The organism is Photobacterium japonica (genome assembly GCF_050337005.1).
Taxonomy (GTDB): domain Bacteria; phylum Pseudomonadota; class Gammaproteobacteria; order Enterobacterales; family Vibrionaceae; genus Photobacterium; species Photobacterium japonica.
In genome coordinates, this window is sequence record NZ_JAKJSN010000011.1 from 73788 (window position 1) to 97601 (window position 23814).

22 protein-coding genes and 1 other RNA gene are annotated in these 23814 nt (G+C 52.8%); 18 read left to right on the forward strand and 5 right to left on the reverse strand.

Annotated features, from left to right (window positions below):
* Positions 1-40: 40 nt before the first annotated feature.
* Entirely contained in the window at positions 41-679 is a 639-nt protein-coding gene (gene sspA / locus L4C36_RS04035) for a stringent starvation protein SspA (protein ID WP_428476503.1), read from the forward strand.
* Complete coding sequence (gene sspB / locus L4C36_RS04040) at positions 679-1170, forward strand: ClpXP protease specificity-enhancing factor (RefSeq protein WP_428476504.1); 492 nt, start codon at positions 679-681, stop codon at positions 1168-1170. Before sspA ends, sspB begins: the two co-directional genes overlap by 1 nt.
* Positions 1171-1245: 75 nt before the next feature.
* On the opposite strand, the gene L4C36_RS04045 is transcribed toward sspB, so the two are convergent.
* Genes L4C36_RS04045 through L4C36_RS04060 form a run of 4 tightly spaced genes read right to left on the reverse strand, consistent with a single transcriptional unit; the run spans position 1246 to position 4583 of the window.
* Entirely contained in the window at positions 1246-1767 is a 522-nt protein-coding gene (locus tag L4C36_RS04045; RefSeq protein WP_428476505.1) for a BON domain-containing protein, read from the reverse strand.
* Between the two features lie 37 nt (positions 1768-1804).
* Positions 1805-2395 (reverse strand): phosphoheptose isomerase, encoded by a 591-nt coding sequence (locus tag L4C36_RS04050; RefSeq protein ID WP_428476506.1) that lies wholly within the window; start codon positions 2393-2395, stop codon positions 1805-1807.
* A gap of 3 nt (positions 2396-2398) precedes the next feature.
* Entirely contained in the window at positions 2399-2767 is a 369-nt protein-coding gene (locus L4C36_RS04055) for a YraN family protein (protein WP_428476507.1), read from the reverse strand.
* On the reverse strand, positions 2751-4583 hold the full coding sequence (locus L4C36_RS04060) for a penicillin-binding protein activator (RefSeq protein ID WP_428476508.1): 1833 nt from the start codon (positions 4581-4583) through the stop codon (positions 2751-2753). The genes L4C36_RS04055 and L4C36_RS04060 overlap by 17 nt, the downstream gene beginning before the upstream one ends.
* A 61-nt stretch (positions 4584-4644) precedes the next feature.
* Here L4C36_RS04060 and rsmI point away from each other — a divergent pair, with 61 nt between their 5' ends.
* From rsmI to lpxC, 16 genes are all read left to right on the forward strand, one after another.
* Positions 4645-5505, forward strand: a complete 861-nt coding sequence (gene rsmI, locus L4C36_RS04065) for a 16S rRNA (cytidine(1402)-2'-O)-methyltransferase (RefSeq protein ID WP_428476509.1) — start codon at positions 4645-4647, stop codon at positions 5503-5505.
* 191 nt (positions 5506-5696) lie between these two features.
* Positions 5697-6086: RNase P RNA component class A (gene rnpB / locus L4C36_RS04070), an RNA gene on the forward strand.
* A gap of 328 nt (positions 6087-6414) precedes the next feature.
* Positions 6415-7362: a 16S rRNA (cytosine(1402)-N(4))-methyltransferase RsmH gene (gene rsmH / locus L4C36_RS04075; protein ID WP_428476510.1), complete on the forward strand. Its 948-nt coding sequence runs from the start codon at positions 6415-6417 to the stop codon at positions 7360-7362.
* A gap of 4 nt (positions 7363-7366) precedes the next feature.
* Positions 7367-7687: a cell division protein FtsL gene (gene ftsL, locus L4C36_RS04080; protein ID WP_428476511.1), complete on the forward strand. Its 321-nt coding sequence runs from the start codon at positions 7367-7369 to the stop codon at positions 7685-7687.
* Positions 7687-9465 (forward strand): peptidoglycan glycosyltransferase FtsI, encoded by a 1779-nt coding sequence (ftsI, locus tag L4C36_RS04085; RefSeq protein WP_428476512.1) that lies wholly within the window; start codon positions 7687-7689, stop codon positions 9463-9465. Before ftsL ends, ftsI begins: the two co-directional genes overlap by 1 nt.
* Entirely contained in the window at positions 9452-10963 is a 1512-nt protein-coding gene (gene murE / locus L4C36_RS04090) for a UDP-N-acetylmuramoyl-L-alanyl-D-glutamate--2,6-diaminopimelate ligase (protein WP_428476513.1), read from the forward strand. Before ftsI ends, murE begins: the two co-directional genes overlap by 14 nt.
* Positions 10960-12342 (forward strand): UDP-N-acetylmuramoyl-tripeptide--D-alanyl-D-alanine ligase, encoded by a 1383-nt coding sequence (gene murF, locus L4C36_RS04095; protein WP_428476514.1) that lies wholly within the window; start codon positions 10960-10962, stop codon positions 12340-12342. The genes murE and murF overlap by 4 nt, the downstream gene beginning before the upstream one ends.
* Positions 12339-13421 (forward strand): phospho-N-acetylmuramoyl-pentapeptide-transferase, encoded by a 1083-nt coding sequence (gene mraY, locus L4C36_RS04100; RefSeq protein WP_428476515.1) that lies wholly within the window; start codon positions 12339-12341, stop codon positions 13419-13421. The genes murF and mraY overlap by 4 nt, the downstream gene beginning before the upstream one ends.
* Positions 13422-14759 carry a UDP-N-acetylmuramoyl-L-alanine--D-glutamate ligase gene (gene murD / locus L4C36_RS04105; protein ID WP_428476516.1) on the forward strand — a complete coding sequence of 446 codons (1338 nt, stop codon included), beginning with the start codon at positions 13422-13424 and terminating at the stop codon, positions 14757-14759.
* Positions 14759-15979, forward strand: coding sequence for a cell division protein FtsW (gene ftsW, locus L4C36_RS04110; RefSeq protein WP_428476517.1), 1221 nt, complete (start codon positions 14759-14761; stop codon positions 15977-15979). Before murD ends, ftsW begins: the two co-directional genes overlap by 1 nt.
* On the forward strand, positions 15966-17030 hold the full coding sequence (gene murG, locus L4C36_RS04115; protein ID WP_428476518.1) for an undecaprenyldiphospho-muramoylpentapeptide beta-N-acetylglucosaminyltransferase: 1065 nt from the start codon (positions 15966-15968) through the stop codon (positions 17028-17030). The genes ftsW and murG overlap by 14 nt, the downstream gene beginning before the upstream one ends.
* A 14-nt stretch (positions 17031-17044) precedes the next feature.
* A complete protein-coding gene (murC, locus tag L4C36_RS04120; protein ID WP_428476519.1) occupies positions 17045-18505 on the forward strand; it encodes a UDP-N-acetylmuramate--L-alanine ligase in 1461 nt (486 codons plus the stop codon).
* 263 nt (positions 18506-18768) lie between these two features.
* Positions 18769-19536, forward strand: a complete 768-nt coding sequence (locus L4C36_RS04125) for a cell division protein FtsQ/DivIB (protein ID WP_428476520.1) — start codon at positions 18769-18771, stop codon at positions 19534-19536.
* 56 nt (positions 19537-19592) lie between these two features.
* On the forward strand, positions 19593-20849 hold the full coding sequence (gene ftsA / locus L4C36_RS04130; protein ID WP_428476521.1) for a cell division protein FtsA: 1257 nt from the start codon (positions 19593-19595) through the stop codon (positions 20847-20849).
* Positions 20850-20883: 34 nt separating this feature from the next.
* Complete coding sequence (gene ftsZ, locus L4C36_RS04135) at positions 20884-22065, forward strand: cell division protein FtsZ (protein WP_428476522.1); 1182 nt, start codon at positions 20884-20886, stop codon at positions 22063-22065.
* 115 nt (positions 22066-22180) lie between these two features.
* Positions 22181-23098 (forward strand): UDP-3-O-acyl-N-acetylglucosamine deacetylase, encoded by a 918-nt coding sequence (gene lpxC, locus L4C36_RS04140; RefSeq protein WP_428476523.1) that lies wholly within the window; start codon positions 22181-22183, stop codon positions 23096-23098.
* A gap of 168 nt (positions 23099-23266) precedes the next feature.
* Here the strand turns inward: lpxC and L4C36_RS04145 are convergent, their stop codons facing one another.
* Complete coding sequence (locus L4C36_RS04145) at positions 23267-23725, reverse strand: DUF721 domain-containing protein (RefSeq protein WP_428476524.1); 459 nt, start codon at positions 23723-23725, stop codon at positions 23267-23269.
* Positions 23726-23814 lie beyond the last annotated feature (89 nt).

The following is a 23814-nucleotide window of genomic DNA, read 5'->3' on the forward strand; positions in this document are numbered from 1 at the left end:
CCCATTGTTTTTTGTGTATTTAAATATACTGGAGGGGTTAATGGCTGTTGCTGCCAATAAACGCTCGGTGATGACTCTGTATTCTGATGCTTCTGACATCTACAGCCATCAGGTGCGTATCGTACTAGCAGAAAAAGGTGTGAGTGTTGAAATCGAGCTGGTTGATCCAAATAACCTGCCGGAAGATCTACTTGACCTGAATCCGTACAACTCAGTGCCGACCCTGGTTGACCGTGAGCTTGCACTTTATCAAGCAAGCATCATTATGGAGTACTTGGATGAGCGTTTCCCTCATCCGCCATTGATGCCTGTTTATCCTGTTGCTCGCGGCAACAGCCGTTTAATGATGTACCGCATTGAGCGTAACTGGTACACATTGGCTGAGAAAGTGAACAAAGGATCAGCAGACGAAGCTGATAAAGCCCGTAAGCAACTTCGTGAAGAATTGCTGGCGCTTGCTCCTGTGTTCGCTGAGTTCCCTTACTTCATGAGCGAAGAGTTTAGTCTTGTTGACTGTTACTTGGCTCCGCTACTGTGGCGTTTGCCTGAAATGGGTATTGAGCTGACAGGCGCTGGCTCGAAGGAAGTGAAAGCATACATGACACGTGTTTTTGAGCGTGATTCATTCCTTGCTTCACTGACTGAAGCCGAGCGTGAAATGCGTCTGGCTGGACGATAATGCAGATGGACAATATGACACCACGCCGTCCTTATTTGCTGCGTGCATTTTATGACTGGTTGGTGGATAACGATCTGACGCCTCACTTGGTGGTGGACGCGACATTGCCTGGCGTGCGAGTGCCAATGGAATTTGTCAGCGATGGTCAGATTGTCCTGAATATAGCACCACGTGCCGTGGGCAACTTGGAACTGGGTGATGAGGCGATCAGCTTCAGTGCCCGTTTCAGTGGTCGTCCACATTCTGTGCATGTTCCTATGTATGCTGCGTTAGCAATATACGCCCGTGAAAATGGGGCAGGAACCATGTTTGAACCGGAACCGGCTTATGCGGATGGCTCGATTGAGTTTGATGATGAAGACGGGGAAGACGATGACATTGAGATGTCAGTGGTTTCACCATTGGCAGAAGTGACAGAAGAAGCGGAGGATCATTCAGATGATGAGCCACCGCGCCCACGTGGTCGCCCAAGCCTGCGTGTCGTGAAATAAGTGATACCTTGCCAATAAAAAAACGCAGCCTAGGCTGCGTTTTTTCTTTTCTGTTTCTCTGTATATTGCTGCGGTTTACGGCTGTGGGTACTCGAACACCTTCACCACTTTCTTCACCCCAGAAACATTGCGGGTAATATCGGCCGCCACATTGCCTTGGTCGGGCGTGACGTACCCTAATAGATACACCGCTTGGCCTTCTGTGATCACCTTGATGCTGATGTCGCGCAGCCGCTTGCTGGCAATCAATTGGCTTTTCACTTTGGTGGTGATCCAGCTATCTTGGCTGACTTCACCCAGTTGTGGTAGCGGGCGGATCTGCAATTCGTTATACACAAACTGCACATTGGCGATAGCACGCACCTGTTGCTCTAACTGCTGGCTAATATGGCTATCAACTGCCTGACCGACAAGCAACACTTTGCCTTCAACAGACACGGTATTGACGCGCGTCTGGCCATTAAACGGCGGCTTGTTCGCTAACCCTCCGACTTCCATTTCAATTTGCGTATCATGCCATTGCTGCCAGCCGGAGCGGGTATCTGCCGGATCAATGATCGAACAGGCTGAGAGCAGTGGAAAAAGAAAGAGGCACACTAGCCTGCGCCAATTACGGGAAATCATCCTGAATACCTTAAGCGTCGTGGTGAGGGAACAAAACCTTATCAATCAGATCACAGAGACAGTGTACCGTCAGCAGGTGGCCTTCCTGAATACGGGCCGTACGTTGGGAGGGAATACGGATTTCCACATCGTGGATGCCCAGCAAGCCGGCCATCTCACCGCCGTCTTTACCGGTCAGTGCAATGATGGTCATGTCACGGGTCAGTGCCGCTTCCATCGCCTTGATGATGTTTTTACTGTTACCGCTGGTAGACAGCACAAACAGAATATCGCCTGCCTGGCCTAATGCGCGCACCTGCTTCGAGAAGATCTCGTCGTGGTGGTAATCGTTCGCAACGGCTGACAGCGTAACGGTATCCGCCGTCAGTGCCAATGCCGGCAGGCTAGGGCGTTCGGTTTCAAAGCGGTTGATCAGGCAAGAAGCAAAATGCTGAGAGTTCGCCGCCGAGCCGCCATTACCACAGCAGAGGATTTTATTGCCATTGAGCAGGCTTTGCACCATTGCCTGAGTTGCTTTGGATATCGCATCGGGCAGAGCCTCGGCGGCAGCAATTTGGGTTTGGATGCTTTCGGTAAAACTTTCTTTGATGCTCTCTAGCATGGATCAACCTTCTACTAAGGTGTTGGTAAGCCATTCAATTATCGGTGGTGTCCCTGTCAGGGTGACCACATCAAATCGAAATTCGGTGTGTTCAATAGCATGGCCGTGTTTTTGTAGCCAAAAAAAGGCGGCACGTTTCAGCCGTTGCTGTTTGCGCCAGTTTACCGCGTCTGCGCCCGAACCGTAATGGTTGTTTTTACGGAATTTCACCTCAACAAAGACCCAACAGTGACGATCTCGCATGATCAGGTCGATTTCACCACTGCGGCATTGAAAATTGCGTTGGCAGGCAATCAGGCCATGGCGGCAAAGGTATTGCTCCGCCATGGCCTCATAGTGTTGCCCTTGCAGGCGTTTATTGCGCAGGTTCAATACCGTCCCCGGCAAACGTTGCCCAGCTCAATTCACGCTGTACCACACACTGGTTATCCAAGCTCAGTAGGCCCGTGTTACCTTGCGTGGTGTAGTTATCGACCACGCGCATTTGCGGCAATTCCGTGATCATCTTATAAGCATCCATCCCGAAGGCGTGCAAGCGGATCTCGGTGTTATTGCTCTTTGGCCAGAGCTCATCGAAGTTGGTCATGAAGTGTTGGTTAGCATTCACTAACAATGGGATGTCACTGAACTCAATCCCGCGGATGTCCGTGGTATTCACCTTGCGGTTCGGGTAGCTACGTGAGCTTGCGTACAGACGCGGTAGCGTGACGCCCGGGTTCACAGCCACATCAATAAACGGCTTCAACAGCGTCAGTTCATTGATATTGGCAATCATGTACACCGCATCGGTATCACGACGGCTACGTGGCTGGCCTTCCAAACTGTTGGTACCGAGCACCTGCTTCATTTGGTCAATGCGCGCTTGACTGTCGGTTAACCCGAACACGGCAGCGATCTCTTTTTGGATCTGCTGGCGAGAGCTGAACTGACGTTGCGCTGGCGTATTGCCGGTCAGTTGCTGCCATTGCTTGATGAATGCATCACTGACACGTTGACCAAAGCGGTTACCCGGCGCCAGTACCATCGGGAAGCGGTGGCCTTCAGCAAACAAGTGACGGGCTGCTTGCTCGGCTTCTTGCTCAGGCGAGAGCGCAAAGTAGCAGGCATTGCCTTTGTTCATCGTGCTTTGATCCGGTTCGTTCAGCGCCAATAGGGTGATTTGCCCCTTGTTGGCTTGTTGGAACTCAGTGATTTTTTCTTTGCGCAGAGGCCCGATCACCATCTGAACGCCTGTTTGTTGCAGCTTCGCCATGATGGTTGAAATTGACTCTGCTTCCGTGTCGTACACGGTCAGCTCGGTCTCAGCCGCGCGGCCTGAATCATCCAGCATCGCGTTGATGAAGCCATCACGTACCGCTTTACCGGATTGCTCAAAACGGCCAGACAGTGGCAGTAACAGCGCCACGTTGTCGACTTGGGCGATATCTAGAGAAGTAATGGCTTCCAGATCCGCAGGCAAATATTGGTTGGCGGGGTGGTAAGGGTGCTGGGCCAGCCAGTCTTCCACCATGCTTTTCAATTTCGCCGGGCGTTGTGCGTAGGTATTTTTCAGTACCGCTAACTGTACCCAACCACGCAGCACACTTTCATCGTCGCTGAAGGTGAGGGTTTGCAGTTGGTTGTTATTGTACAGCGTAAGGCTCTGCCAGAGCTGCTGCCAGTTTGCCGCTTTTTGTTCAGGGCTGAGGTACTGATCTAATGTGGTACGCTCACGCGCAGCCGCGAGGGGCTGCTGCGTTTGAGCAAACAGTTCTGCACGCAGCATGTGATAGCGGACATACTGGCTCTTGGACAGTGTCCACCAAGGCTGGAAGTTCAGACTGTCGAGTGCCGCTTGTGGCTGACCTTGCTGGTAACGCAGTGTCGCGCGCGCCAGTTGCCATTCCGCCAGCTGGACGGGGCCAAGGTTCATTTGGCTCAAGCGCTGCACTTGCTGTTCTGCTTGCGCCCAGCGGCCTTCCTGAATGAAGGCTTTGAGCGCCAGAATGTGCCAGTTGATGCTTTCTGCACCTTCGCTTGATTCGGCTTTGATCAGATAGTTGGCCGCGGTATCGCTAGCGGCGACGGTGATATCAGTGGCAACGACGGGTTGATCGCTCGTAGAAGCACAGCCTGCCAAAATCACGGCAAGGGCTACAGGGGCGAACAGTCGTGATACACTTTTACGCTTATGGGTAAAATTGAGCATTGAATTCATTCAACTGTGACAAATTACTTTCTATATTAATTGCAGATGAGATCTTAAACAAATGAGTGAGACCAATTCATGCACGGTAGACATCGCAACTTTGTACATCGTCCCAACACCAATTGGTAATTTGGCAGATATTACACAGCGTGCATTGGACGTGTTGGCGAATGTGGACCTGATTGCCGCAGAAGATACGCGCCATACATCCCGGCTACTAACCCATTTTTCGATCTCGACCCGCACCTTTGCGCTTCACGATCATAACGAACAGCAAAAAGCTGACTATTTGATCGAGAAACTACAGGGTGGTACCAGCATTGCCTTAGTGTCGGATGCCGGTACGCCATTGATCAGTGATCCAGGATACCATCTTGTGAACCGTTGTCGTCAGGCGGGGGTTAAAGTTGTGCCGTTACCGGGGCCGTGTGCTGTGATCACCGCGCTCAGTGGGGCAGGCTTACCGTCTGACCGTTTCAGCTTTGAAGGCTTCTTACCGCCGAAAAGCAAAGGCCGCCGTGACCGTTTCCAAGCGTTGGCTGATGATGAACGCACGATGATTTTTTATGAGTCTCCGCACCGTATTACCGAGTCTCTGGCGGATATGCTCGCGGTACTGGGGCCAGACCGTCAGGTGGTGTTAGCCCGTGAGCTGACCAAAACCTACGAAACCATTCATGGCGCCCCCTTGGGTGAGTTGGTGGAATGGATCGCCCAAGACAGCAACCGTACCCGAGGGGAAATGGTGTTGCTGGTGGCCGGTCACCGTGCTGAGAAAGAAGACTTGCCCTCGGAGGCATTGCGCACCGTGGGTCTCTTGACCAAGGAGCTGCCATTGAAAAAAGCGGCCGCATTGGCGGCTGAGATCCACGGCGTGAAGAAAAACGCGCTGTACAAGTGGGGCTTGGAGCATCTCGATTAATTCGAGCGGCACAACAACCCCGACAGACTGAAAGTGCGGTGGGGAATACGAAGAGAGGGTTGCGTTGAAGCGCACTTGGTATGCAGTGGTGCCACGCGAATTGCCCGCATTTGCTGGCTTTTTGAGCACATCTGCATTGAGGGGCTTTTTTCACTGGTAACGGCGTGCCAAGTCTTATACAATCCGCGCCTGAGTTGGCCAAGGTAATCGCTGCTTCGTTGATGTCCTTCGGGAGACTGACGAGGGGGAGGAAAGTCCGGGCTCCATAGGGCAGGGTGCCAGATAACGTCTGGGGGGCGCGAGCCTACGACCAGTGCAGCAGAGAGTATACCGCCGATGGCTCATTCTTCGGAATGATGCACAGGTAAGGGTGAAAGGGTGCGGTAAGAGCGCACCGCGCGGCTAGTAATAGTTCGTGGCACGGTAAACTCCACCCGGAGCAAGACCAAATAGGTCCCTAATGGCGTGGCCCGCGTTGGGGACGGGTAGGTTGCTTGAGCCTGTGAGTGATTGCAGGCCTAGAGGAATGGTTACCACCGCGCAAGCGGATACAGAACCCGGCTTATATGGCCAACTCACCACTTTCAGTATAAAAGGTGATGCGATGCTTCTTCGGAGGTGACGCATTGCCTTTTATCGTATTCAGCCCCTCAAAAATTTCCCCGCCGTTTTTGCTCGAATGACATATCGGTGCTAAATATCAATAGATTGTTAGAAATGTGGGTGCTGGCTTGACATCTTTTTTGTCAAATACGTACACTTTGCCATGGGAATTTGCGGCAAATGCTATTAAAACGGCATTTTAAAGGCTTAAGCTGCTGAATTTCTTTCCTAATATATGTTTACGTCTGGCCGTCGGCTACCTCCTTTATGGTTTGGCGGGCTTTCACAAGAGCTGAATGAATCCTTATGTCTGAACAGTTTGCGCACGTCTCCGTCTTACTTCATGAATCCGTTGATGGGTTGGCGATTAAGCCCGATGGTATCTATATCGATGGTACTTTCGGCCGCGGTGGTCACAGCCGCTTGATTCTTTCTCAGTTAGGCGAAAACGGTCGTCTTTACAGTATTGACCGTGATCCACAGGCGATTGCGGAAGCTGCAAAAATTACTGATCCACGCTTTAATATCATCCATGGTCCGTTCTCGGGCATGGAAAAATACATGGAAGAGCGTGATTTGATCGGCCGTGTGGATGGCGTGCTGCTTGATTTGGGTGTGTCATCGCCTCAGTTGGACGATGCTGAGCGTGGCTTTAGCTTCATGCGTGACGGTCCGTTGGACATGCGTATGGACCCAACCTCTGGCCAATCGGCGGCTGAATGGCTGGCGCATGCAGAAGCTGACGACATTTCGTGGGTACTGCGTGAGTTCGGTGAAGAGCGTTTTGCCAAGCGTATTGCGAGTGGCATTGTTGAATACCGTGAAAACGCAGAGAACGAGCCGTTAACGCGCACGACCCAATTGGCGAAGCTAATTTCTGACGTGTCACCGTTCCGAGATAAACACAAGCACCCTGCTACGCGTAGCTTCCAAGCTATTCGTATCTACATCAACAGTGAGTTGGATGAGATCGAAACGGCACTGAACGGGGCGATGCATGTGCTGGCGCCAGAAGGCCGCTTGTCGGTGATCAGTTTCCACTCGCTGGAAGACCGCATGGTGAAGCGTTTTATTCGTAAGCAAAGCAAAGGGCCAGACGTGCCTGCCGGTTTGCCGCTGACGGAAGCGCAGATCAAAGCGCTAGGATCAGCGTCGTTGAAAGCCGTGGGTAAAGCCATCAAACCAAGCCGTAATGAAGTGGGTGAGAACGCGCGTTCTCGCAGCTCGGTATTGCGTCTGGCTGAGCGTCTGTAGCCCTATGAAAACAGCACCGGAACCTTCAGACAATCTTGCTAAAATCATTGGCAAGGATCTCCTGACCATCGGGCGGATTCCGCTTTTCCTCTTGGTTCTGGTGTTGTGCTCTGCTGTTGGGGTGGTCTTGATCACTCACAACTCCCGCCAATTAATTGCCCATCAAGAACAGTTGCTGATCGAGCGTGATCAGCTCGATATCGAATGGCGCAACCAAATTCTCGAAGAAAATTCACTGGCTGAGCATAGCCGCATTGAGCGCTTGGCCGAGGACGAAATGCAAATGCATCGTCCATCCCGCGACAGTGAAGTCATTGTGCAGTAATGAAATTGAAGACTCTATTAAAGCGTTCATCCAAACAAAATCAGCGTCGCCAGAAAGCGCCACCGGCATTCATTCCGTGGCGCTTTACTGTCATTTGTGGGTTTGTCGTCTTGGCGCTGATGGCATTGATCGGGCGTGCGGCCTATATCCAAGTGTTGGAGCCCGGCAAATTGATCCAGGAAGGCGACATGCGTTCGCTTCGGGTCAAAGCCATGCCGTCTGCCCGTGGGATCATTTCCGACCGTAACGGCGAGCCGCTGGCCGTCAGTGTGCCTGTGCAGGCCGTGTGGGCCGATCCGGTCCAGATCTTCAAAGATGGAAAGCAGCTACAACGTGAACGCTGGTATGCGCTGGCGGATGTGTTGGGCTTAGATCGTCAGGAACTGTTGGCACGCTTAGAGGCCAACAAAAAGCGCCGCTTTATTTATTTACAACGTCAGGTGAGCCCGGCGATGGCCGCGTATGTCGGCAAGCTGAAGCTGCCCGGCATTGGACTAAAAGACGAATCACGCCGCTTCTATCCGGCAGGGGAAGTCAGTGCCCACCTGATTGGTGTTACAGGCATTGACAGCCACGGTCTGGAAGGGGTGGAGCGCACCTATGACGGTTGGCTGACCGGCGAACCGGGCCGACGTACGGTACGTAAAGATCGCTACGGTCGCGTGGTGGAAAATATCTCCCTGAAGCAGCGTGAACCGGGCAAACCGTTGAGTTTGAGTATCGATCAGCGTTTGCAGGCGGTGGCGTACCGTGCCGTGAAGCAAGCGGTCGCGGACTATCAAGCCACGTCGGCCTCGATTGTGATGGTGGATGTGCGTACCGGTGAAGTGTTGGCCATGGTCAATGCCCCATCCTATAACCCCAATAACCGTGAACAACTGCAAAGTTACCGCATGCGTAACCGCGTGATCACCGATGCGATGGAGCCGGGATCCACCATTAAACCGTTTGTGGTGTTGGCTGCGCTGGAAAATGGCGTAGCGGATGAAAATACCGTGATTGATACTGGCAATGGTTTGATGCAGATCGGCGGTAGCCGCGTGCGTGATGTTTCTCGCGTTGGTAAAGCAAACCTTGCTCGAATTTTACAAAAATCCAGTAATATAGGCGTCAGTAAGTTGTCACTGGCGATGCCGATTGATGCCGTGTTGGGCATGTACAGCAGCGTGGGATTGGGTGATGCCTCCGGGATCAACTTGATCGGTGAGGCGCAGGGTTTCTTCCCGGATCGCCGCCGCTGGTCTGACTTTGAACGTGCCACACTCGCGTTTGGTTACGGTATCTCCGTGACGCCGATCCAATTGGTGCGCGCGTACGCCACGCTCGGTGCGATGGGGATGAGTCGACCGTTGTCGATCCTCAAAACCGAGTCCGTGGTACCGGGACGACAGGTCGTCTCGGCGGAGGAAACACGTAAGCTTTTGAATATGCTAGAAACGGTCACCCACAAAGAAGGCAGTGCGAAACGTGCTGCGGTACCGGGTTATCGTGTGGGTGCTAAAACCGGTACGGCGAAAAAGGCCGTGGCGGGGGGCTACAGCGATGAATACATTGCGATGACGGCGGGTATTGCCCCGATCAGTGAGCCTCGTTTGGCCATGGTCGTGGTCGTTAACGAACCGCAAGGGGATAAATATTACGGTGGTGCGATTGCTGCGCCGATTTTCTCTGAAGTGATGGAAAGTGCCCTACAAATTTTAAATATCCCGCCGGATGCGGGCACCCTCGAAGAATTGAACCTCGTGAACCATAGAGATCATACCGATGCCGGAACTTAAGCAACAGACTCAACTTGGCGCGTTGTTGGCGCCATGGCTCCATGGACAGGTGTTACCACCGTCCTTGTCGGCATTCTCCGTGAGTGGCATGATCTTAGACAGCCGCCGCGTGCAATCCGGTGACCTGTTTGTCGCCGTGAAAGGCCACAGTGTTGATGGACGTCAGTTTATTGCCAAAGCGATTGAAAACGGCGCTGCTGCCGTCCTGACGCATACCGATGACGAAACGTTTTTCCTGACAGAGCAAGGCGGCGTCGCCGTGATTGCACTGCCACATCTTAATACGCAGCTCTCTGCGATTGCCAAACGCTTTTACGGCGCGCCGGATGAAGCCCTTGAGTTGATCGCTGTCACCGGCACCAACGGCAAAACCACCATTAGCCAGTTACTCGCACAGTGGGCAAATTTGATTGGCCATCAGGCGGGCGTCATGGGCACCACTGGTAACGGCTTGCTTGGGCAGATTGTGCCAGCGGCAAACACCACCGGTAGTGCGATTGAGATCCCGCTTGTGCTGGCAGAGATGGTGCAGCAAGGCGCCGATTATGCCGCGATGGAAGTGTCCTCGCATGGGTTGGTGCAGGGGCGCATTAGCGCGTTGCAGTTCCAGGCCAGTATCTTCACCAATTTAAGCCGTGATCATCTTGATTATCATGGCGATATGGCCAGCTATGCCGAGGCCAAGAAAACCCTGTTTACCGCCCATCAGTGCGGTGTGGCCATTATCAATGCTGACGATACCGTCGGACGTGAGTGGTTGCACACCTTGCCAGAAGCCGTGGCCGTCGCCCAAGACAAAGCCCACCTTGAAGGCCTGACCGGGCCCGCTTTGTGGCTGGAGCAGGTTCACTACAGCACCCAAGGGGTGACGGTACGCTTTGACTCTAGTTGGGGCGCTGGCGAGTTGAGTGCGCCATTGGTGGGCGCCTTCAATGTGATGAACCTGATGTTGGCCTTAGCGACCTTGCTGGCAACGGGGCGACCTCTTGCCCCCTTGCTGGCGAGTGCGCCGCAGTTGACGGCAGTCACCGGTCGCATGGAAGTTTTTCAAGCCCCTGACAAACCTATGGTTGTGGTTGATTATGCTCATACGCCAGATGCCTTGGAAAAAGCATTGCAGGCATTGCGCGTCCATTGTGATGGTCAATTGTGGTGTATTTTTGGTTGCGGCGGTGATCGCGACACCGGTAAGCGTCCGATGATGGCGCAGATCGCCGAACAGTTAGCGGATCGTGTGATTTTGACCGATGACAATCCCCGCAGCGAAGATCCTGCCGCCATTATGGCGGATATGCTGGCTGGCTTGACCGCACCAGAAACGGCCGCTGTCGTGCACGACCGCGCGCAGGCCTGTGAGTGGGCATTTACCCATGCTGGCGCAAACGACATCATTTTGGTGGCGGGCAAAGGGCATGAGGATTATCAAATTCTGGCGGATCGCACCATCCATTATTCGGATCGCGAAACGGCACAAGCATTACTGGAGACGCACGCATGATTCAGGTTTCACTTTCCCACCTTGCTCGCGTATTAGCGGGCGAGTTGGTTGGCGACGATGCCGTGATTGATGCGGTATCGACCGATACCCGTCAGATTGGCGATCGTACCGTCTTTATTGCCCTGAAAGGCGAGCGTTTTGATGCGCATGATTTTTGTCAAACGGCACTTGAGAATGGCGCAGTGGCCTTGTTGGTTAGCCAGCACTTACCGGTGGCCTTGCCACAGGTGGTGGTGGCAGACACGCATGCGGCGTTAGGCCAATTAGGGGCATGGCTAAAAGCGACCATGGAAACCGAGCATGGCCTGACGACGCTGGCGCTGACCGGCAGTTGCGGAAAAACCACCGTCAAAGAGATGGTGGCCGCGATTTTGGCGGAGAAAGGCAAGGTACTGGCGACGGCCGGTAACTTTAACAATGATATTGGCGTGCCGCTGACCTTATTGCGCCTGACCCCGACCGATGAGTTTGCGGTGATCGAACTGGGGGCGAACCACCAGAACGAGATCGCTTATACCACCCATTTGGTGAAACCGCGTGTGGCATTGGTGAATAATCTGGCGGCCGCTCACCTTGAAGGATTTGGTTCACTGGCTGGTGTGGCGAAAGCCAAGGGGGAAATTTTTGAAGGGCTGACGGGCGATAACGCCACGGCCATCATCAATCTGGATTCCCATTCTCAAGCGACTTGGCAGCCATTGCTGGCCAACCATGCGTTGGTGACCTTCTCTGCCACGCAAAAAAATGCTGATTTTTCTGCTGATGACATAATTATTAACAGTCTTGGCCGTGCATGTTTTACAATGCGCACCCCTTCAGGATCGTTTCCTGTCAGCTTAACGATTGCTGGTCAGCATAACGTGTCTAACGCGTTAGCTGCGGCGGCGATGGCCATGGCGGTTGGTGCGACACCGGCGCAAGTACAAGCCGGTTTGGGGCAAGTGACCAGTGTGAAGGGGCGGGTCGACATTACCGAACCGCGCGCGAATTTGCGCCTGATCGATGATACCTACAATGCCAGCGTGGCTTCCGTGAAAGCGGCGATCGATTTACTCGACAGTTTTGCCGGTCAACGTTGGTTCATCTTCGGTGACATGGCGGAATTGGGCGATGACAGTGATGCTTTGCACCGTGAAGTGGCAGAGCATGCACAAGATCGCGGCTTGGCGGTCATGACGTTTGGACGTGCAAGCCACGTGGTGAGCGCGCTGAACGGCGGCCGTCATTTTGACAATAAAGCGGAGTTGATTGCGGCGTTACAACAGCAACTCGACTCACAACTCAATGAACATAACCTCCAAGTGACAGTGTTGGCAAAAGGGGCGCGTAGCGCTCGCATGGAAGATGTGATTGTCGCACTGCAGGAACAAGAAGCATGATTTACTGGTTAGCCGACTTACTAGAACCGACTTTTCCTTTTTTCCGTCTGTTTGAATACCTGACGTTCCGCGCCATCATCAGTATCTTAACGGCACTGATGATTTCGTTATGGATGGGCCCACGTTTGATCGCTCGTTTGCAGATGTTGCAGATCGGTCAGGTGGTTCGCCATGATGGGCCTGAATCGCATTTCAGCAAACGTGGTACACCGACGATGGGCGGGATCATGATCCTCGCTGCGATTGCGATCACCGTCTTGTTATGGGCTGATCTCAGCAACCCGTATGTCTGGGCTGTGCTGGTGGTGATGCTCGGCTTCGGCGCTGTCGGTTTTGTCGATGATTACCGCAAAGTGGTACGCAAAAATACCGATGGCCTGATCGCGCGGTGGAAATATTTCTGGCAGTCCGTGATTGCGCTGGGCGTGGCGTTTGCCCTGTACGTGCATGGTCAAGATACGGTGGCGACGCAATTGGTGGTGCCGTTCTTTAAAGACGTGATGCCGCAGCTGGGTCTGTTCTACATTGTTTTCACTTACTTTGTGATTGTCGGTACCAGTAACGCGGTGAACCTGACCGATGGCTTGGATGGCTTGGCCATCATGCCGACCGTGATGGTCGCGGGCGGTATGGCATTCATTGCGTGGGCAACCGGCAATGTGAACTTTGCTGAATACCTGCACATTCCGTATTTGAAAGACGCCAGTGAACTGGTGGTGGTGTGTACGGCGATTGTCGGCGCAGGCTTGGGCTTCTTATGGTTTAACACCTACCCAGCACAAGTGTTTATGGGCGATGTCGGCTCATTAGCATTGGGTGGCGCACTCGGCACGATTGCGGTACTGGTACGTCAAGAACTGCTATTGGTGTTGATGGGCGGTGTGTTCGTGATGGAAACCGTGTCAGTGATCCTGCAGGTCGGTTCTTATAAGCTGCGTGGCCAGCGTATTTTCCGCATGGCACCGATCCATCACCATTATGAATTAAAAGGTTGGCCAGAGCCGCGCGTGATTGTGCGTTTCTGGATCATTACATTGATGCTGGTACTGATTGCACTGGCGACATTGAAGGTACGATAAATGAAAGGCTTAGGTGGCGTAAATAAGGTTGTTGTGATTGGGCTGGGTATGACGGGGCTTTCCGTTGTGCATCACCTGATGCGACTGTCCCCGTCCTTGGATATTAAAGTGATTGATACCCGAGACACGCCACCCGGCCATGACCAGTTGCCTGCGACGGTCGCCTTGTGCTGCGGCCAGTGGGATATGGACTGGTTGCTTGCCGCTGACATGATCGTCGCGAGCCCGGGCATTGCGCTGGCGACACCGGAGTTGCAAGCGGCGGCGCATGCCGGTGTCGAGATCGTTGGTGACATCGAATTGTTTGCCCGTGCGGTGGATAAGCCAGTGGTCGCGATTACCGGCTCTAACGGCAAAAGCACGGTGACCAGTTTGGTCGGTGAAATGGCCAAAGAAGCCGGGATCAACGTCGGCGTCGGTGGCAACATCGGTTTTGCGGCGTTGGATATGCTGGTAGAACAACACGATCTTTACGTGTTGGAGCTGTCCAGCTTCCAGCTTGAAACCACGTCTTCATTGGCACTGAAAGCGGCGGTGTACCTGAATTTATCCGAAGATCATATGGATCGCTACCCGGGCGGTTTACGCCAGTACAGCGAAGCCAAAATGCGCATCTTCAATCACGCAGAGCGAGTGGTATTCAACCGTGATGATCGGGCGACCCAGCCAGATATTAATACGGCGATGACCAGCTTTGGCTTTGATGATCACGCTTACGGTCTGGTTTCCGTGGACGGTCGTGAATGGCTGGCGATTGATGGTCAGCCGTTGATGCCGGCCAATGATATCGCGTTGGTCGGTCGTCATAACGTGGCAAACAGCTTAGCGGCGCTGGCATTGGCCGATGCGGTAGACATTGATCGTGATGCAGCATGTCGCGCATTGCGTCGCTACCAAGGACTCGCGCACCGCTGCCAGTTGGTGGTGAACCATGCGGGTGTGCGCTGGGTCAATGACTCGAAAGCCACCAACCTCGCCAGTACAGAGGCAGCCCTTAAAGGCTTAAACCTTGAGGGAACCTTGCACTTGTTGGTGGGCGGTGACGGCAAAGGCGCGGATTTTTCTGCGTTGTCCCCGATCTTGGCGGCGATGGATGTGCGCTTATATTGCTTTGGTCGTGATCGTGATGCGTTTTTGCCATTGGCCGCGCATAGCGTGGCGGTGGAGACGCTAGCGGACGCCACGGCACTGGCCGCAGCCCAGGCGCGCCAAGGCGACATGATCATGCTCTCGCCCGCGTGTGCGAGTCTGGATCAGTTTGCGAACTTCATGGCGCGCGGTGACGCGTTTGTTGAGCAAGCGAAAGTGCTGCAATACCGCATTGGTGAGACACACTGATGCGAGTGGCAATCAAAGACGCGTTCAGCGCGTTTTTCGGTGGCGTGTCCGATTGGCTGACCAAGCCCGCGGCGCAGGCACCGTACGATCGTCAATTGGTGTGGATTGCATTGGCACTGATGATCACCGGCTTGGTGATGGTGACCTCGGCCTCGGTGCCTGTCGCGACGCGACTGACGGATTTCCCTTTTTACTTTGCCTTGCGTCATGCGCTGTTTCTGACACTGTCGCTGTGCTTGGCGTCGATGGTGGTGATGATCCCGCTGGATGACTGGCGCAAACACAGTTGGTGGATGTTGTTAGGGTCCGGTTTTTTGTTGATTGTGGTGCTGGTCGTCGGCAGCTCCGTCAACGGGGCATCGCGTTGGATCCCGCTCGGACCGTTTAACCTGCAGCCAGCAGAGTTGACTAAACTGACGCTCTTTATTTATCTCGCCGCGTATCTGGTGCGCCAATACGAGCAAGTGCGAGAAAGTTTCTTGGGCTTTATCAAACCATTGGTGATCCTGTTTATCTTGGGGGTGCTCTTGTTGGCACAACCCGATCTCGGCTCATCCGTTGTTATGTTTGTGACCGTGATTGGTATGCTCTTTATTGCGGGCGCTAAAATCTTGCCGTTCATGGTCATGCTGGCACTGGCCGTGGTCGGCATTGGCTTGCTGATCATTTTTGAACCTTACCGTTTACGTCGTGTGACCTCCTTTATGGATCCGTGGGATGATCCGTTTGGCAGTGGCTACCAGTTGACGCAGTCACTGATGGCGTTTGGCCGTGGCGAATGGTTCGGGCAAGGATTAGGGAACTCGATTCAAAAACTGGAATACTTGCCGGAAGCCCACACGGACTTTGTTTTCTCCGTATTGGCGGAAGAGGTGGGGCTGGTTGGGGTCACCGTTGTCTTATTGCTGATTTTCTCCTTGGTGGCAAAAGCACTGATCATTGGCCGCCGTTGCCTGCAAACGGAGCAGTTGTTCGGGGGCTTTCTCGCTTTTGGCTTTGCGTTCTGGTTTGCCTTCCAGTCACTGGTGAATGTCGGTGCGGCAGCGGGCATGGTGCCGACCAAAGGCTTGACCCTACCATTGATCAGTTACGGTGGTTCCAGTTTATTTATTATGGCGACCGCGGTCGCGATTTTGATCCGGATTGATTTCGAGCAGCGATTGGCTGCCAAGAATATGCCGGAGCCGACAACAGAAGAACCAAACAATGAACAAGAATAAACGCTTGCTTGTGATGGCAGGAGGCACCGGTGGCCATGTTTTTCCGGGGCTGGCCGTCGCGAAGCAGTTGCAGCAAGAAGGCTGGGAAATCCGCTGGTTAGGCACGGCTGATCGCATGGAAGCTGACTTAGTGCCGAAACACGGCATCGAGATTGATTTCATCAAAGTCAAAGGCCTGCGCGGGCAGGGCATTGTGCGCTTACTGGCGGCACCGTTTAAAATTATCAGTGCCATTTTTCAGGCGCGTCGCTACATCAAAGCGTGGCAGCCGGATGCGGTGCTGGGTATGGGCGGCTATGTCAGCGGCCCGGGTGGGGTGGCGGCGTGGTTGTCGGGGGTGCCGGTTATTTTGCATGAGCAAAACGCGGTGGCAGGCCTGACAAACCAGTGGCTGTCACGCATTGCCAGCGGTGTGCTGCAAGCCTTTCCGGGCGCCTTTGCGGGCCGTGATGTGGTCGGGAATCCGGTCCGTCAGGATGTGGTGGCACTGGCGCCGCCAGCGGAGCGCTTTGCGGGGCGTGAAGGCCCTATCCGCGTGTTAGTGATGGGGGGCAGCCAAGGCGCGCGCATTCTGAATCAGACCCTGCCAAAAGTGGCAGAGTTACTGGGCGATCGCGTGACGATTTGGCATCAAGCCGGTAAAGGCGCACAGGCCGAGACCGAGCAAGCGTATCGTGAACACACCGCATTGCCTCACAAGGTCACCGAATTTATTGATGATGTCGCGAGCGCGTATGCGTGGGCTGACATCGTGGTATGCCGTTCAGGCGCGTTAACCGTATCTGAATTATCGGCGGCCGGTCTGGGCGCTATTTTTGTGCCTTTCATGCATAAAGATCGCCAACAGGCATTGAATGCCGATCATTTGGTGCAGTGTGGTGCTGCTTTGATGATTGAGCAGCCGGATCTGACCGTAGGCGGGTTAGCCGCCGAATTAGAACAATTAGACCGTGCGCACTTGCAAACCATGGCGCAAGCCGCACGTGATGCCGCGATCATTGATGCCGACAGCCGTGTTGCTGACGTGATTAAATCGCTAGCTAAGCATTAAGACGAGACAAAGTGATGAGTAAACTGGATAACCAACAACTAGCAAAAATTCGAACCATGGTGCCAGAGATGCGCCGCGTAGAGCGTATTCACTTTGTGGGTATCGGTGGTGCCGGTATGAGTGGCATCGCAGAAGTTTTGGTGAATGAAGGTTACCGGATCAGCGGATCTGATCTGGCGCCCAATCTCGTGACCCAGCGCCTAGAAAGCAAAGGCGCGTCGATCTTCTTTGGCCATCAGGCGGGGAATGTTGAAGGGGCGAGTGTGGTGGTGGTCTCGACGGCCATTGATCAAGAAAACCCTGAGCTGGTGGCAGCACGCGAACAGCGTATTCCTGTGGTTCGCCGTGCCGAAATGCTGGCAGAGCTGATGCGCTACCGTCACGGTATTGCGATTGCCGGTACACACGGTAAAACCACGACAACCGCACTGGTTACCCAGATTTACTCAGAAGCCGGTCTCGATCCTACGTTTGTTAACGGTGGCTTAGTGAAAAGCGCAGGCACCAATGCGCGCCTAGGGTTAAGCCGTTACCTGATTGCTGAAGCCGATGAAAGTGATGCCTCTTTCTTACACCTGCAACCGATGGTGTCAGTGGTCACTAACATCGAAGCGGATCACATGGATACCTACGGCGGCGACTTTGAAGTCTTGAAGCAAACCTTCGTGGACTTCCTGCATAACCTACCATTCTACGGTCTGGCGGTCGTCTGTGTGGATGATCCCGTGGTACGCGAACTGTTGCCTCGCATCGGTCGTCCGGTGATCACGTACGGATTTGCCGAAGATGCTGATGTGCGTTTGGTGGATTACCATCAATGCGGTCAACAGGGGCATTTCACTATCTTACGTAAAGACAAACCTGCGCTGGCAGTCACCCTGAATATGCCGGGTAAACACAACGCCCTGAATGCAACGGCAGCGGTGGCGGTGGCAACAGAAGAAGGCGTGGAAGACCGTGCGATCATTCAAGCCTTAGTGGAGTTCCAAGGTACGGGTCGTCGTTTTGACCATTTAGGTGATTTCGATACCGGTAACGGTAACGTAATGCTGGTGGATGACTATGGCCATCACCCAAGTGAAGTGGATGTGACCATTCAAGCCGCACGTGCCGGTTGGCATGATAAGCGTTTGGTCATGGTGTTTCAGCCACACCGTTACAGCCGTACGCGCGATCTGTATGACGATTTTGCCAATGTCTTAGAGCAGGTGGATGTGCTGGTGATGCTGGATGTGTACGCCGCCGGTGAAACGCCGATCGCGGGGGCTGATGGCCGTGCGCTGTGCCGTACCATTCGCGGGCGCGGTAAGATTGATCCGATTTTTGTGCCGAACACAGAAGCACTACCGGCAGCATTGGCCAATATTCTGCAAAATGATGATTTAGTTCTGACACAAGGTGCCGGTGATGTAGGCAAAATTGCCCGCCAGTTGGCTGACATGAAGCTGAATGTCGCAGAGATGCGCCAGCACTAAGATCCCAACCAGCGCACGATTTACGGTATCTATATTGCATATAATTTATGCTTTGAGCATATAATTAATGTAAAGTCCACGTTCGATACCGTTTTTCGTGGACTTTGCTCTCAGGAATCGCAATACAGGTGTTGGAGAGCTTGAACTTGCTCGGTATAATCTGTCAACTTTACCCAGCATAATTGAACGATATTTGAAGATAAGACCTCAATCATGGTTATTTCTGGGTAATTATCGGCTATTTAATCAAGGTTAAACTAATTATGGCTGATAGTGTCTTAAAAAGAATACCGTCGATCCCGCCTTGTGCCCGTAAGCATTGGGGCGGGATCGGATTTTTTCTCTTTGTGATTGGCTTTGTGGTGTGGCTGTTTAGCGCCGCCATACAGTGGATGACGGACGCGAATCGGCTGCCGTTATCACAGCTGGTGATCCAAGGGGAATTGCACTACCTGACGCCCAATGATGTGCGAACAGGGATCCAAAAGCTTGATCACCTCGGCAGTTTCATGACGCAGAATGTCGATGACATTCAGCACGTTTTAGAAGCGATGCCGTGGGTTGCGCAAGCCGCAGTACGCAAACAATGGCCCGATACACTCAAAGTGTACTTGGTCGAACAACAGCCTGTGGCGTCTTGGGATAACCAGTTCTTGGTCAATCCCGACGGTGTCGTGTTTACCGCACCGATGGCACAAGCCGGACAAAATTTAGTGGCATTGTCAGGGCCTGATGGCTCGAGCCAGGAAGTGCTGACGGTGTGGCGAGAAATGCAACCGATGTTACAACGGGCAGGGTTTGATATTGCTCAGCTTGCATTAAACGAACGGCGAGCCTGGCGTGTTTGGTTAACAAACGGCATCAGGCTTGAACTGGGGCGCAGTGAGCGAATGGAGCGATTAGAGCGCTTCATCAGCTTGTCCCCGGAATTGGAGCAGCAGGGAAAAGCCATCGAGTACGTAGACTTGCGCTATGACACAGGGGCCGCTGTCGGCTGGGTGACCGACCCAGATACACACAACAGCAAGTAGTCCCGGCTTGTCCGTAAACCTGTTTGGTTTAATCGAACAAATAAGAGCGTACGCTAATGACGAAGGCAGCAGATAAAAAACTGATAGTCGGCCTAGATATTGGCACTTCCAAAGTCTGTGCTTTGGTCGGGGAAATCTTACCTAATGGTGAAGTCAACGTCATAGGGGAAGGCAGTAGTCCATCGAATGGAATGGACAAAGGCGGTGTGAACGATCTTGAATCGGTTGTAAAGTCGGTACAAGGCGCGATCAACAAAGCTGAACTCATGGCTGACTGCCAGATCACCTCGGTATATTTGTCATTATCAGGCAAGCATATTCGTTGCCAGACAGAAGAAGGCATGGTGCCGATTTCTGACAAAGAGGTAACGCAAGACGACGTTGATAATGTTATCCATACAGCGAAGTCAGTAAAAATCAGTGATGAACATAAAGTTTTACATGTAATCCCTCAAGAATTTGCTATTGATTACCAAGAGGGAATTAAAAACCCGGTGGGTTTATCGGGGGTACGCATGGAGGCCAATGTTCATCTGATCACGTGTCACAATGATATGGCACGCAATATTGTGAAAGCGGTTGAGCGCTGTGAACTGAAAGTTGACCAGTTAATTTTCTCTGGGTTAGCGGCCAGTTATGCAGTACTTACCCCGGACGAGCGTGAGCTCGGCGTGTGTGTCGTTGATCTAGGTGGCGGCACCATGGACATTGCCGTATGGACAGGGGGCGCGCTACGACATGCCGCAGTGATCCCTTATGCCGGTAATGTTGTGACCAGTGATATTGCTTATGCCTTTGGCACCCCATTGGGGGATGCGGAAGAGATTAAAGTGAAATATGGCTGTGCATTGAGTGAGTTAGTGAACAAAGACGCGAAGGTCGATGTCCCGAGTGTTGGCGGTCGCCCTTCTCGTAGTTTGCAAAGCCAAACGTTAGCGGAAGTGATAGAGCCTCGCTACAGTGAATTGCTGGGGCTCGTTAATCAGAAGCTCATCGAAGTACAAGAACAACTGCGTAATGCGGGGGTAAAACACCAGTTAGCGGCAGGTATTGTCTTAACCGGTGGGGCGGCACAAATGGAAGGATTGGTGGAATGCGCAGAGCGTGTCTTCAGCAATCAAGTCCGGGTCGGTTTGCCACTGGATGTGACCGGACTGACCGAGCACGTTCAATTCCCGCACTATGCGACGGCAGTAGGTTTACTGCATTACGGAAAGGATAGTCAGACATTTGATGGCAGTGACATTGAACCGAAACGCTCTGTTTCTGGTTTATTCACCAAAGTTAGTGGCTGGTTTAGCAAAAATTTTTAGAACCTGATGCGAACAGGATGGACGGAGAGAACACATGTTTGAACCGATGATGGAAATGTCTGACGAAGCGGTAATTAAGGTCATTGGCGTTGGCGGCGGCGGCGGTAATGCTGTCGATCACATGGTACGTGAGTCAATTGAGGGTGTTGAGTTTATTACCGTGAATACGGATGCTCAGGCCCTACGTAAAAGCAGTGTCAGCACGGTAATTCAGATCGGTGGCACGATCACGAAAGGTCTGGGTGCAGGCGCGAATCCACAAGTGGGTCGTGACTCCGCACTGGAAGACCGTGAAGCCATCAAAGCAGAGCTACAAGGCTCTGATATGATCTTCATTGCAGCAGGCATGGGGGGCGGTACCGGTACCGGTGCGGCACCAATCATTGCTGAAGTAGCGAAAGAACTGGGCATTTTGACGGTAGCGGTGGTCACAAAACCATTTAGCTTTGAAGGCAAAAAGCGCATGGCATTCGCGGAACAAGGGATCGAAGAGCTGTCAAAGCACGTCGATTCATTGATCACCATTCCTAACGAGAAGCTGCTGAAGGTCCTTGGCCGTGGCATTACCTTGTTAGACGCTTTCGCAAAAGCTAACGACGTATTGAAAAATGCGGTTCAAGGCATTGCGGAGCTGATCACGCGCCCTGGTATGATTAACGTCGACTTTGCTGACGTACGTACCGTCATGTCTGAAATGGGTCATGCGATGATGGGCAGTGGCGTGGCGACCGGTGATGACCGTGCGGAAGAAGCGGCTGAAATGGCGATTTCTAGCCCATTGCTAGAAGACATCGACTTGGCGGGCGCGCGTGGTGTGTTGGTTAACATCACGGCCGGTATGGACATGCGTCTTGACGAGTTCGAGACAGTGGGTAATACCGTGAAAGCCTTCGCATCAGATAACGCGACCGTTGTGATTGGTACCTCTCTGGATCCGGACATGACTGATGAACTACGTGTGACCGTAGTGGCGACCGGTATCGGTAAAGAGTGCAAGCCTGATATCACGTTAGTGACATCATCAAAGCCTGTTCAGGCAGTAGCACAGGATAAACCTGTTGCTGCGCCAGTGGTTGAAGATGCGAAGCCACAAACGCCAGCACCATCGGCGTCTGTTGCTGACTCTGCAGGCCAGGCAACGGCAGCAAAAGCCAAGCCACAAGCTGATCACGATTACCTCGATATCCCTGCGTTCTTGCGTAAGCAAGCCGACTGATCAATGTAATTGATTTGGGAAATTGGTCACAAAGTGATATGATATCGGTCCTTGTTCTTATTTTTTGCAAGGATCTGGGCCGATATTTAGGCAAAACAATAGTTGAGAAAAGCAGATGATCAGACAACGTACACTGAAAAGCATTGTGCAAACGACTGGGGTGGGTCTTCACTCTGGGCGTAAAGTCACGCTTATTCTTCGTCCGGCTGCTGCCAATACAGGGGTGATTTATCGCCGTACAGACCTAAATCCACCTGTTGATTTTCCAGCAGATGCGAGTTCTGTGCGCGACACCATGTTATGTACCGCCCTCGTGAACGAGTCAGGGGTGCGTATCTCAACTGTTGAGCACTTGAATGCGGCGCTGGCTGGTATGGGGATCGATAACGTGATTATCGAAGTGGATGCACCTGAAATTCCGATTATGGATGGTAGCGCCAGTCCCTTTATTTACCTGTTGCAATCTGCCGGTATTGATACGCTGAATGCCCCGAAACGTTTCTTACGTATTAAGAAAACGGTGCGCGTTGAAGATGGCGACAAATGGGCAGAACTCCGTCCTCATAACGGTTTCCGTCTGGATTTTGCGATCGATTTTAACCATCCGGCCATCGATGCAGAGCAGCAGCGTTTAGTGTTAGACTTTTCTAGCCAATCTTTTGTTAAAGACATTAGCCGCGCACGTACGTTTGGATTTATGCGAGATATTGAATACCTTCAATCGCAAAATCTGGCGTTGGGCGGTAGCTTTGACAATGCGATCGTGTTGGATGATTACCGTATCTTGAATGATGACGGCTTGCGTTTTGACAATGAGTTAGTGACGCACAAAGTACTGGATGCCATTGGTGACTTGTACATGTGTGGCCATAATATCATTGGTGAAATGGTCGCCTTCAAATCAGGCCACGCCTTAAACAACAAGTTGTTGCGTGCGGTGTTGGCGAATCAAGAAGCCTACGAGTGGTCTACCTTCACGGATGAGCAACAAGTCCCTGTGACGTTTGCTCAGCCAGGCATGGTCTTCGCCTAAGCTTATACTTGCTAAGTACGAATTAAAAAAACGCCGGACGATGTCCGGCGTTTTTGTTTGTCTCTAGGCTTGTTATGATTCGCTGTTTTCCCCTACGGTACCTCGCCACTCGCCACTCGCCACTCGCCACTCGCCACTCGCGTACGTCGTACCTCTATCTCTCTTATTTTAGCTTTTATTGCGGTTCGCTAACGCTGCGATACGCTCCAGCCGCACCCGGATTTTATCGGGAGCACTCTGCGCGGTTTGACGCAAATACGCTGCCGCTTGCGGGGTGATAGGCTTGCGCACAATATCCGGCACTTTCTCCGTCTTTTCTTGCTGAACGGCAGCCAGCTGTGGATTCACCTTGATCTCAATGCGCGTCAGGCTCGGCAGCAGTTGTGCCCGCAGGGTATTGCTGAGGGTGTTACGCTCATAATTGAGTCGCATGGACCATGCGGCAGAGGCGGTTTCGATGATCAGCACGCCTTGGCGAAAGTTACTGACCCGGCAATGCTCGGCACACGCAAGGTGCGCTTTTACTGCTTTGTCTAGCTGACTTAAGGCGATAGCGCGTTGCTGAATATTGCCGATGGGGGTGTCTTCCAGCAAATGGCCGGGCGTTTGAGGGCGATGATCACGCATTACTGACGCTTCCTAGGCAAAAAAGTCGGGGCTTAGTTCTAATTTTGCGAATATGGTAAACCGTGTGGGGGATTAGCCATAGGCGGCAC